The sequence below is a fragment of the Caulobacter sp. X genome (assembly GCF_002742635.1).
Lineage (GTDB): Bacteria > Pseudomonadota > Alphaproteobacteria > Caulobacterales > Caulobacteraceae > Caulobacter.
This window is the reverse complement of the sequence record NZ_PEGF01000001.1, coordinates 358256-369306: the sequence shown is the minus strand read 5'-3', so window position 1 is coordinate 369306 and position 11051 is coordinate 358256. Positions and strand designations below refer to the sequence as shown.

Here is an 11051-nt window from a genome sequence, read left to right as displayed (position 1 = left end):
CATCTTCTTGCTTGTCATGCGGCCGAATCCGGCCGTGGAAATGCTCCAATGGAAGCGCTTCCAATTGCCGCCAAGGCGACAACGTTGTCAAGGCTCAAGCATGGGAAGATCAGACCGTAGCGGTCGTCTGACGAAGGACGACGGCGTGCTCAAGTCGCTGAAATACGGGCTGCGGCTCTAGATTTGCGCCCGTCAGCCGAGCGACGATCAATTCGACGGCCCGTTGGCCCAACACCTTGACCGGTTGGTGCACGGTGGTCAGTGGCGGCCAGACGATGGCGGCGACGGGCGCGTCATCAAAGCCGGTGATCGAAAGGTCCTTAGGGATGTTCAGGCCCCGCGCGTGAGCCGCCGACAGGACGCCGGCCGCCATGTCGTCATTGGCGCAGACGATCGCGGTCGGGCGCAAAGGGTGATCCAGCAGAGCAGGGGCGAGATCGACTCCCGACCGAAAGGTGAAGTCCCCGCGCGAAACAACATAGTCCGACTCGCCGAGGCCCTGTTCAGAAAGGGCGCGCTGAAAGCCCTTGAACCGTCGGTCCGCCGACAGGTGCCCCTCCAGTCCGGCAATGAAGCCGAAGCGTCGGTGGCCAAGGCGCAGCAGTTCTCGGGCGATGTCGTTGCCGCCCGCCTCGTCATCGACCCCGACCGCATCGGCCTTGCCCCGCCCGGGACCACCGGGCGAAACCGTCACGACCTTGCAGCCTTGCGCCAACGCCGCCTCGATCAAGGCGACATCGTCACTGTAAGGGGGGGACAGGATAAGGCCTTCGCATCGCTGGGTCGTGACCAGGTCCAGCACGCGCTTTCGCCGGTCGGGCGTCTGATGCGGAACATTCTGGACCAGCACTTGGTAGCCCAAGGCCAGGCAGGCTCTCAGCGCGCCAAGCTCCAGCGCGGACTCATAGTAGGAGTTTGGCTCGTTCTCGGGGTCCGACGCGAACACGAAGGCCAGCAATCGGCTGGCGCCCCCGGCAAGGCTTCGCGCTTGAGGATTGACCTTGTAGTCCAATTCCTCGACCGCGCGCATCACCCGGGCGCGGACCTCGTCCCGGACGTTGGGGCCGCCGTTGAGCACTCGAGACACCGTCACGCGCGCCACGCCCGAAAGCCGGGCGACGTCGTCGATGGTGGGTCTCTTGGTTGTCAAACGCGATGTTCCCCAGAAAGCCCGGCGAAGATGCTCAGGAAGCCCCTGCAATACAAGCGCGTGCGCTGGGAAGAGGGCTCAAGGCCGTTGGGTCCAGCCTTAATGGCCTTATTATTGGTATAGTCCAAAAATTCGTTTTCGTGACGAGTCGACAGCTTCAGCGCCATGAAGGCCCCTCAAGCGCATCCGCAAGCGCGACCTGGAAGAATGATCCGATCCGGAAGTAATTGATCCACGCCGCGCGCGACGGACAGGTGCTGGCGCAACGAATTTTGACTGACGGCCCGTCACTGTCACGCAGGTGTCGTGGCAGCCTGCTTAAAGCCTCTGGTCCATACCAGTTTTGGGGCAGGGGATTCTCATGCTGAAGTTGCAATCCGTTCGGGCCTGGCGGCCGAACTTGAAGAGCTGTCTGCTGTGCACGGTCGCCGTGCTCGCGGCCGACGCCAGCGCCACCGCGGCTTTCGCGCGCCAGGCCGCGGAAAGCGCGGGCGCCAGCGATACGGTCGATGCGATCGTCGTCACGGGCTTTCGCAAGTCGCTCGCCGACGCCCGGGCCATCAAGCGCGAATCGGTGATCCAGAAGGACGCGATCGTCGCCGAGGACATGGCGAAGTTCCCTGAATTGAACTTGGCCGAGTCGCTACAGCGCCTGCCGGGCGTTCAGATCAACCGCGAAGCGGGCGAAGGTCGTCGCATCTCGCTGCGCGGCCTCGGCCCCGATTTCGCCCGCGTGCAGCTGAACGGCATGGAAGTGCTGGGCAATGTCGACTCGGCGCAGGACAGCCGCGGCCAGCGCTCGCGCGACCGCGCCTTCGACTTCAATATCTTCGCCTCGGAACTGTTCTCGCGCGTCGAGGTCGAAAAGACCTTCGAGGCCGCGCAGAACGAAGGCGGCATGGCCGGCACCGTCGGCCTCTTCACCGGCAAGCCGTTCGACTACCAGTCCGGCTCCAAGGGCGCTCTGTCGCTGAAGCTGGGCACCAATCAGTACACCAAGGACACCCAGCCGCGCATCGCCGCTCTGTTCAGCCATAACTGGGACAACCGGTTCGGCGTGCTGGCCTCGATCGCCTACGCCAAGCGCCAGACGACCGAACAAGGCCACAACACCTACAACTACTCGCACCCCTCCGCCTCGACGATGAAGTCGCTGGTGGCCAAGGGTCTCGACATCTCGAAGCTCAGCGCCGCCCAGCAAGCCAAGTTCGTGTCGGGCGACCTCTATTTCGCGGACGGCAACCGCATCTCGTCCTGGGACGCCAAGATGGAGCGCCTGGGCATCACGACCGCCGTCCAGTGGAAGCCCGTCGATAACCTGCTGCTGACCCTGGACGGCCTCTACGGCCAGTTCACGACGCATCGCGATGAGCTGCACCTGGCCACGCGTCCGCTGTCGTCCACCGGCTCGGTCGCTTTCGATACCGCGCCGGGCGGCGTGTGGCCGACCGTGTTCCAGAAGCCGTCGGTGATCAACAACCTCGCCTACGACAGCAACGGCTACGTCACCTCGATGGACGTCACCGGGACGACGTTCGGCAGCGAGCATCGCCGCTCGCTGAACAAGAACCGTTTCCGCCAGCTGGCGCTGACCGGCAAGTGGGACGCCAGCGAGCGGCTGTCGTTCGATGGCCACGTGGGTTACGAGAAGTCGACCTACAAGACGCCGTATGACGACAAGCTGTACATGCGCGCCAAGGGCAACCTGATCGCCAACTACGGCGCCGACGGTCAGTCCGCTTCGTTCCAGTATCCGGGCTGGGATCCGACCAACGCGGCCAACTACGCGATGGACTCGTTCTACTACCGCAGCTTCTACAACGAGTCGGAACTGCGCGAGGGCGTGCTGAACGCGCACTACGTGCTGAACGATACGCTGACCCTGCGCGCCGGCGCGGCCTATCACCGCTTCCGCCAGGACGGCAGAGACCTGTTCTATGACGACAACGTCAATGGCACCCGCGGCAAGGCGCGCGGCACGTCGGTGGGCGACATCACCACGGTGTTCTCGAACAACTTCGGCTCGTGGCTGATCGGCGACTACGAAAAGGCTTTCGCCAAGTATAAGGAATATCACCGCCTCGGCCCGAACACGGACGGCACGGGCGGCGCTCTGCAGGACATCGAGAACGTCTACACGACCACGGAAGAGACCGTGTCGGAGTACGTCCAGCTCGATTGGGATCACGAACTGTTCGGCAAGCGCTTCCGCGGCAATGTGGGTCTGCGCGGCTATCAGACGGACACCCACAGCACCGGCTGGATCCAAGGCGACAGCTACGCCTATCTGGGCACCACCGACGTGAAGGGCAGCTATTCCGGCGTCCTGCCGGCCCTGAACACGGTGCTGGAGCTGACGCCTGAGGTTCAGGTGCGCTTCTCGGCCACCCAGAATCTGAACCGTCCTGGCATGGGCTCCATGGCCGCCGAAGGCACGGCGTTCAAGGACCCGGACTCGGGCGTGATCACCGCTTCGCGCGGCAATCCGAACCTGAAGCCGTACAAGGACACCACGCTGGACGTCGCCGTCGAATACTACTTCGGCAAGATCGGCATGGTTTCGGCCAGCGTGTTCCAGAAGAACATCGAGAACTTCATCGGCTCGCTGACCCTCGAGAACGTGCCGTTCAGCCAGACCGGCGTGCCCTTCACGACGATCCCCGGCGCGACCGCGAACACGATCGTCAAGGAGTTCTCGATGCCCGTGAACGTAGCGGGCAAGAAGAAGCTGACCGGTCTCGAGCTGGCCGCGCAGGCGGACTTCACGTTCCTGCCCGCGCCGTTCGACAAGTTCGGCGCTATGGCGAACTACACCTATGTCGACGCGGACGAGGCGCTGACCGGGATCTCGAAGACCAGCTACAACGCCACGCTCTACTACGAGACCGACAACTGGGGTCTGCGTGGGTCGCTTAGCCACCGCACCCGCTGGTACACGGGCCGCAGCGACTCTCCGATGAGCGCCAGCACCCGGGGCTTCGAGGGCTCGACCTATGTGGACGCCGCGGCGTTCTACAAGATTTCCGAGAAGCTGCAGGTCTCGCTGGACGCGGTCAACCTTACCAACCAGAAGGACACGCAGTTCTGGGGCCAGAACCGCTACCTCTATAACCAGAACCAGAGCGGTTCGACCTACATGATGGGTCTCCGCTACAAGTTCTAAGCCTACCCAGGAAGCGGCGTCTCGCTCGTCGGACGGGACGCCGCTTTTCCACCTAATACGGCCAAAATGATCGTTTCCCATCGCCACCGCTTCATCTTCGCCGCGGTTCCCAAGACTGGCACGCACGCCGTCCGGCAGGCCTTGCGCGAGCGGATGGGCGACGAGGACGTCGAGCAGGTCGGCCTGTTCGTCAACAAGCGCTTCCCCTGGGCCGATCTCGCGGCGATCCAGCATGGGCACCTGTCCCTGCGCCAGGTGCGGCCCTATCTCGGTGAAGAGGCCTTCGCGGACTATTTCAAGTTCGCCTTCGTGCGTAATCCGTTCGATCGCTTCGTCTCGTACTGCGCCTTCATGCTGCGCGGCGGCGACGTGTTCCAACGGCAGCCGCGCGAGGCTATGCGCCATTTCCTGTTCGTGGACCCGCCCGAAGGCCACATCCTGTTCCAGCCGCAGGCCTGGCTGCTGGTCGACGACGACGGCAAGACCCTGCTCGCCGATCAGGTGGGACGGGTCGAGGACATGCAAGGCTCCTACGACGCCATCTGCGCGCGCATCGGCATCGCGCCGCGTCCGCTGGATCGGGTCAACAGCACCGCGCACCAGGACTATCGCGCCTATTACGACCAGGGACTGATCGACGGCGTCGCCAGGCGCTATGCACAGGATCTCGAGCTCTTCGGCTACGATTTCGAGGGCGTGCGATGAGCGGCGCGCGGCTCGAACTGACGGCCAATCCGCGCAAGACGAGGACGGTGCGCGCCCTCGGTCCAGTCGACATCTCAGCCCTGCGCGACGCCGTCCTGGCGATCCCCGAGGCGGTCTGGGACGCCGAGAACGCCGCGAAACCGAATAAGTTCGAGGTGCTGGACACGACCCGGCACATCGTTTTCCGCTTCGTCGACAGCCCGCGAGACTGGCGCGGCTCGCACGACCGCCCGGCCTGGGCGGCGTGGCGGGATCGGCTGGAGCCCGTGCTGGCCCAAGCGGTTCGCGACTACGGCTATGCGCGCGGCGTCTTTCCTCGGGTCATGTTGGCGCGGATGCCGGCCGGCGGGGTGATCCATCCGCACATCGACGCCAATCCGGCCGCCAAATGGCCGCACAAGATCCACGTGCCGCTGACGACCAATCCCGAAGTGATCGCGTTCTTCGGCGGCGCCGAGCATCACTTTCCGGTCGGCGAGGCGGTCGAGGTCGACAACCTCGGTCCTCATTGGGTGCGCAATGGCGGCGTTACGGACCGCATCCACCTGATCTTCGAATATTTCGACGCGGACCAGCCTGAACCTGCATGGCTGGCGCCGTTGCTGAGCGCGACGCCGTGAGCGATTCCGAAGCGCGAGACGATCGAGAAGCGCTGTTGCGCCAAGCCAGGGCGCTGCGCGAACAGCGGCGGGTCAAGGAAGCGCTGACGTCGCTTGAGCGCTTGCGAGAAGAGTATCCGCGCTTCAGCCGACTTTATCAGGAGCGCGCGCAGTGCCTTATCGCCTTGGGAGATGGTCCGGGCGCGATCGCTGCTCTGCATGAGGCCGTGGCGCTCAATCCCGCGCTCCCCGCCTGCTGGGACATGTTGGAGCAGCTGCATCGCCTGCGGGGAGAGGAGGGCGAGGCCAGCGTCGCTGCGCAGCGGCTTGCGGTCTTGAAGCAGCTTCCGCCCGCCGTTGTCGCGGCTCAGAGCCTGCTGGCCGACGGAGATCTTGAGCCCGCCGAGGATATCCTGCGTGCTCACCTGCGCTCGGCTGGCGAGAGCGTTGGCGCGCTGCGCCTCCTGGCTCGCATCCGGCTGGAAGGCGGAGCGGCGGAGGAGGCCGAGGCCCTGCTGGCCGCGATCCTTGACCGAGCGCCGGACTACCACGAGGCGCGCTTCGACTACGCCATGGCGCTGCTGCAGGCCCAGAAGCATCAGGCGGCGCGTGAGCAGGCCGAGCGTCTGTTGGAAGAAGCGCCAGGCGCGCGCGACGTCCTGAAGCTGTACGGCGCGGCCTGCCTGGGCCTTGGCGACTTCGAACCGGTGATCGACCTCTACGCGCGGCTCCTGGCTGGGCCGTGCGAGTCCGCCGAGGAGGTCGCCGACCTGCGCCTGTGGCGCGCCAACGCCCTGAAGGCCATGGGGCGCGGCGTCGAGGCCGTCGCCGACTATCGCGCCGCTCTGTCGGCCCGCCCGGATCAAGGCGTGGCTTGGTTCAGCCTAGCCAATCTCAAGACCCATGCCTTCGACGATAATGACATCGTCCGCATGCGCGCCGCCGAGGCGAGGCCCAGCCTGCAAGACATGGACCGGATTTATCTCCGCTTCGCTCTTGGAAAGGCGCTGGAGGATCAGGGCGACTATGCCGCTTCATGGGCGTTCTACGCCCGCGGCAACGCGCTGAGGCGGACGTCGAGCCGCTACAGGACGGATGTCGCCGAACGCTGCGCGGAGCGCTTGAAGCAGGCCATGACCGCCGAGGCCTTCGCCAAGCGGGCAGGGTGGGGGGCGGACAGTCCAGCGCCGATCTTCGTGCTGGGGCTTCCGCGCTCGGGCTCGACCCTGATCGAGCAGATCCTGGCGTCGCACTCCCAGGTCGAAGGGACGCACGAGCTGACCGAGATCGGCCGTTACGCCGGTGAGCTGTGCGGCCGAGATCCCGATTGCGGTCTGCCGGAGACCCCCGCCGCGCTCCTTCACCTGACGGCCGCGGATGCCCGCGCGCTAGGCGAGCGCTTTCTGAGCGAGACGCAAGCCTATCGGCGGATCGGGCGTCCGTTATTCATCGACAAGATGCCCAACAACTTCTGGCACATTGGCCTTATCCAGCTGATCCTGCCGCGCGCGACGATCATCGACGTGCGGCGTGAACCGATGGCCTGCTGCTTCAGCAACTTCAAGCAGCTGTTCGGGACGACGAACCAGGAATTCACCTACAGCCTGGAAGACATCGCCGGCTATTATCGGATCTATCTCGACCTGATGCGGCACTGGGAGGCCGTGCTGCCTGGGCGCGTCCTCAGGGTCCGGTACGAGGATGTGGTCGACGATCTGGAAGACGCCGCGCGGCGCATGCTGGACCATGCCGGTCTGCCCTTCGAGCCGTCGTGTCTGCGTTTCCATGAGACCCGGCGCGGCATCCGAACGCCCAGTTCCGAGCAGGTGCGCCAGCCGATCGGGCGCGAGGGCCTGGAACAATGGAAGCGCTACGCGCCCTGGCTTGCGCCGCTACGCACGACGCTGGGCGATGTGCTGACGGAGACCGCGTGACATGCGTCTTTCGCAACCCTTCTTCCAGCTGCCGCTGCTGTTCGACGCAGCGCGCCTCCAGGCCGAGGTCGCCGCCTTGCCGCCCGAGGCCTGGGTCTCCCATCCTGACCAGGTGCCTGGGAACAGCGCTGTACGGCTGATCACAGCGGGCGGGAGCGAGAACGACGGCGTCCAGGGGCGCATGGCGCCGACGCCGTGGCTTGAGGCCATGCCGTATATGAAGCAGGCCCTGGCGGGCTTTGGCGTGGTCTGGAGCCGCTCGCGGCTGATGCGCCTGGCGGCCGGCGCGGGGGTCCCCGAGCACGCCGACATCAACTATCACTGGCATACCCGCGTGCGGTTGCACATTCCGGTGCTGACATGGCCGGAGGTGCGCTTCCACTGTGATGGCGAGGCCGTGCACATGGGCGCGGGCGAAGCCTGGGTGTTCGACAACTGGCGACGCCACCACGTCGAGAACAACGCCGTTGGCGAGCGGATTCATCTGGTCGCCGACACGACCGGCACGGCGGCGTTCTGGCGGTTCGTCCACGCGCCGGCGACGCCGCGAGATCGGTGGCGCTCAGTGAAGTGGGATCCGACCGCCGATCATCCGCTGTTGACCGAACTGAACCAACGCTCGCCGATCATGCCGGCGGCCGAGGTCCAGTGGCTGCTGGATGATCTGAGGAGCGAGCTGACCGTGGCGGTCGACAGTCCCGATGCCCTAGGCCGGGCGGCGCGGTTCAGCCAGGTGCTGGAAGGTTTCGCGTTCGACTGGCGTCAGCTGTGCGCGCTGCATGGCGTCGGCGGCGAGGCGGCTCCGGCGTTCCTGCGTCTCGCCGGAGCGCTTGGCGAGGCCGTGCGTCCCTTGGCCGAGGGGCTTGTGATGCGCACCAACGGCGCTGACGCGCTGCTGGTGCTGGAGAAGCGTGTGTTGCAGCATCTCGTCGCCGAAGACGCTGCGCGGTGAGGGAAGGTTCGTCTTGAAGCAGGGTTTTGATCTGGCCATCGTGGGAGCGGGCATTGTCGGCTTGGCCCACGCCTTGGCCGCCGCGCGGCTGGGCAAGCGCGTTGTTGTCGTTGACCGTGACGCCCAGGCCAATGGCGCCTCGGTTCGCAACTTCGGTTTCGTGACGGTGACGGGCCAGGAGCGGGGCGCGGTCTGGAGCCATGCGCGTCGCTCGGCGGAGATATGGCGCGAAGTTGGCGACGCGGCGGGCGTGGACGTTCTCCAGCGCGGCCTGACGATGATCGCCCGGCGCCCGGAAGCCGAGGCCGTGCTCAAGGCCTTCCTGGAAACCGAGATGGCCGAGGGCTGCGCCTGGCGCGACGTCGACGCGCTGGGCGATCGCCTCCCGACGCGGGGGCAAGTGCGGGGCGGGTTGACCAGCAGCGTCGACCTGCGCGTGGAGTCGCGCACCGCTATTCCGCGCGTTGCGGCCTGGCTTGAAGCCGCGCATGGCGTCACCTTCCTGCGGGGCGTCTCCGTTCGCGGCGTCGAGACCGGGCGGCTGGAGACCTCCGCTGGCGTGATCGCCGCCGAGGCGATCGTGGTCTGCCCGGGCGATGATCTCGCGACCCTGTTTCCGGACAGCTTCGCGCGCGCCGGCGTGACTCGCTGCAAGCTGCAGATGCTGCGCTTGGCCGATCCAGGCTGGCGGCTGCCGGCGCCGGTCATGTCCGACCTCGGCCTGGTCCGCTATCTCGGCTATGCCGCCTTGCCTGAGGCCCAGGCCTTGCGCGCCCGGCTCGAAGCCGAGCAGCCCGCGCATCTGGAGCATGGCGTCCACCTGATCGTCGTGCAGAGCGCCGACGGTTCCCTGGTGGTCGGCGACAGCCATCACTACGCGCCGACACCCGATCCTTTCGCCCGCGATGATGTCGACGCCTTGATCTTGGACGAGTTCGCGCAGGTGTTCGGCCAAGCGCCGCCCCCCGTCACGGAGCGCTGGATCGGCACCTACGCCTCGGCCTCAGGGCATAGTCTGGTCGAGACGCCAGCGCCTGGGGTGCGCTTGGTCGTGGTGACGGGCGGCACCGGCGCGTCGACCGCGTTCGGCCTCGCCGAAACTGTCGTCGCCGATCTGCTGGACCTGCCCCAAGGAGCCTTCGCGTGAGCCACAGCCCTATTAAGGCCGTCATCTTCGACTGGGCCGGTACGATGATCGACTTCGGCTGTCGCGCGCCCGTTTTGGCGCTCAGGGAGGTGTTCGCCGAGGCCGGGGTCGAGATTACGGAGGCTGAGGCGCGCGCCGACATGGGCCGCGCCAAGCGTGATCACGTCCGCGCGCTCCTGGCCATGCCAAGGATCGCCGAAGCTTGGCGGGCCTGGTACGGCCAAGCCAGCGATGAGACGGATGTCGATCGCCTGCACGACGCCGTCGAACCGAAGATGCGCGAGGCCGCTCGAGACTGCTCAACCCTGATCCCGGGCGCGGCGGCCTTGGTCGCGGACCTGCGCGCACGGGGCGTGAAGATCGGCTCGACCACGGGCTACACCCGGCCAATGATGGCCGACATCCTGCCGCTGGCCGCCGAGCAGGGTTATGCTCCGGACGTCGTGGTGTGCGCGGGCGAGACCGTCGTGGGCCGACCGTCGCCCTTGATGATGTGGAAGGCGCTGGTCGAGCTTGGCGTCTGGCCGGCGCGGGCTTGCGTCAAGGTCGACGACGCCGTGGTGGGGATCTCCGAAGGTCTCGAGGTCGGCGCCTGGACCGTGGGGTTCTCCGCGTCCGGTAACGGCGTGGGCCTGAGCCTGGAGGCGCTCGCCGACCTGCCGGCCGATGAGCGCGCCTCGCGCGTCGCGGCGTCCGCGCAAGCTTTGCGGGACGCCGGGGCGCACTATGTCGTCGAGACAGTCGCGGAGCTCGGCCCAGTGCTGGACGATATCGAGGCGCGGATCGCGCGGGGCGAGCGGCCGGTCTAGAGCTTGCCGGCTTCGCGGATCAGGTCGCGTAGGAGGTCGCCGTAGGTCTCGAAGCCGGCGACCTCGGCCTCCAGATCCTTCCCCGCCTCGTCATAGCTGCGCAGCTTCTGTGCGGCGCCAGCGTAGGGATCGGCGAGGAAGACTTTGATCTCGTCGGGCTTCATCGGGCCGCCCTGCAACGCCAGGCTCTGCTGCGAGGCATAGCTGAGACGGCCGGCATAGGTAGGATCGATAGCCACGCGATAGCGTTTGGCCGCCACGTGCAGCCGGATCGGTTCGCTCACCTCGGGGCCGAAGCCGCGCGCCAGATAACCGGCGCCGATCTGTTCGTGGCGGGTGTCGATGCCACGGTCGGCGGCGTCCTCGCCGATCTTCTGCATCAGATGGCCGATGTCGTGCAGCAGGGCCGCGGCGACCAGGCTTGGCGACGCTCCGTCAAGCTTGGCGTGATGCGCCGCCTGCAAGGCGTGCTCCATCTGGGTGACGTCCTCGCCATAGTGCAGGTCGCCCAGGCGGGTGAAGAAGTCGGTGATTTCGGCCAGGAACGTGTCGGCCGCGGAACTCGAAGTCATGCTGTATCCGTAGGTTCTGA

The 11051-nt window shown here is 66.3% G+C and carries 9 protein-coding genes; 7 read left to right on the top strand and 2 right to left on the bottom strand.

Annotation, left to right across the window (positions count from 1 at the left end):
• Positions 1–109 precede the first annotated feature (109 nt).
• A complete protein-coding gene (locus tag CSW60_RS01555; RefSeq protein WP_099535557.1) occupies positions 110–1150 on the bottom strand; it encodes a LacI family DNA-binding transcriptional regulator in 1041 nt (346 codons plus the stop codon).
• Positions 1151–1511: 361 nt separating this feature from the next.
• Here CSW60_RS01555 and CSW60_RS01550 point away from each other — a divergent pair, with 361 nt between their 5' ends.
• The 7 genes from CSW60_RS01550 to phnX all read left to right on the top strand — a co-directional run bounded on the left by CSW60_RS01550 (position 1512) and on the right by phnX (position 10459).
• Positions 1512–4313 (top strand): TonB-dependent receptor, encoded by a 2802-nt coding sequence (locus tag CSW60_RS01550; protein WP_099535555.1) that lies wholly within the window; start codon positions 1512–1514, stop codon positions 4311–4313.
• Positions 4314–4379: 66 nt separating this feature from the next.
• Complete coding sequence (locus CSW60_RS01545) at positions 4380–5018, top strand: sulfotransferase family 2 domain-containing protein (protein ID WP_099535553.1); 639 nt, start codon at positions 4380–4382, stop codon at positions 5016–5018.
• Entirely contained in the window at positions 5015–5638 is a 624-nt protein-coding gene (locus tag CSW60_RS01540; RefSeq protein WP_099535551.1) for an aspartyl/asparaginyl beta-hydroxylase domain-containing protein, read from the top strand. Before CSW60_RS01545 ends, CSW60_RS01540 begins: the two co-directional genes overlap by 4 nt.
• Positions 5635–7551, top strand: a complete 1917-nt coding sequence (locus tag CSW60_RS01535; protein ID WP_236634198.1) for a tetratricopeptide repeat-containing sulfotransferase family protein — start codon at positions 5635–5637, stop codon at positions 7549–7551. Before CSW60_RS01540 ends, CSW60_RS01535 begins: the two co-directional genes overlap by 4 nt.
• Position 7552: 1 nt before the next feature.
• Positions 7553–8503: an aspartyl/asparaginyl beta-hydroxylase domain-containing protein gene (locus CSW60_RS01530; RefSeq protein ID WP_099535547.1), complete on the top strand. Its 951-nt coding sequence runs from the start codon at positions 7553–7555 to the stop codon at positions 8501–8503.
• Positions 8504–8516: 13 nt separating this feature from the next.
• Positions 8517–9650, top strand: coding sequence for a TIGR03364 family FAD-dependent oxidoreductase (locus CSW60_RS01525; protein ID WP_099535545.1), 1134 nt, complete (start codon positions 8517–8519; stop codon positions 9648–9650).
• Entirely contained in the window at positions 9647–10459 is an 813-nt protein-coding gene (phnX, locus tag CSW60_RS01520; RefSeq protein WP_099535543.1) for a phosphonoacetaldehyde hydrolase, read from the top strand. The genes CSW60_RS01525 and phnX overlap by 4 nt, the downstream gene beginning before the upstream one ends.
• On the opposite strand, the gene CSW60_RS01515 is transcribed toward phnX, so the two are convergent.
• Positions 10456–11031: an HD domain-containing protein gene (locus tag CSW60_RS01515; protein ID WP_099535541.1), complete on the bottom strand. Its 576-nt coding sequence runs from the start codon at positions 11029–11031 to the stop codon at positions 10456–10458. The two genes, phnX and CSW60_RS01515, sit on opposite strands and share 4 nt — an antisense overlap.
• Positions 11032–11051 lie beyond the last annotated feature (20 nt).

Excerpts from the sequence above, each read along its gene's own strand:
- CSW60_RS01550 (WP_099535555.1), top strand. The coding sequence starts at position 1,512 with ATGCTGAAGTTGCAATCCGTTCGGGCCTGGCGGCCGAACTTGAAGAGC.
- CSW60_RS01545 (WP_099535553.1), top strand. The coding sequence starts at position 4,380 with ATGATCGTTTCCCATCGCCACCGCTTCATCTTCGCCGCGGTTCCCAAG.
- CSW60_RS01540 (WP_099535551.1), top strand. The coding sequence starts at position 5,015 with ATGAGCGGCGCGCGGCTCGAACTGACGGCCAATCCGCGCAAGACGAGG.
- CSW60_RS01530 (WP_099535547.1), top strand. The coding sequence starts at position 7,553 with ATGCGTCTTTCGCAACCCTTCTTCCAGCTGCCGCTGCTGTTCGACGCA.
- CSW60_RS01515 (WP_099535541.1), bottom strand. The coding sequence starts at position 11,031 with ATGACTTCGAGTTCCGCGGCCGACACGTTCCTGGCCGAAATCACCGAC.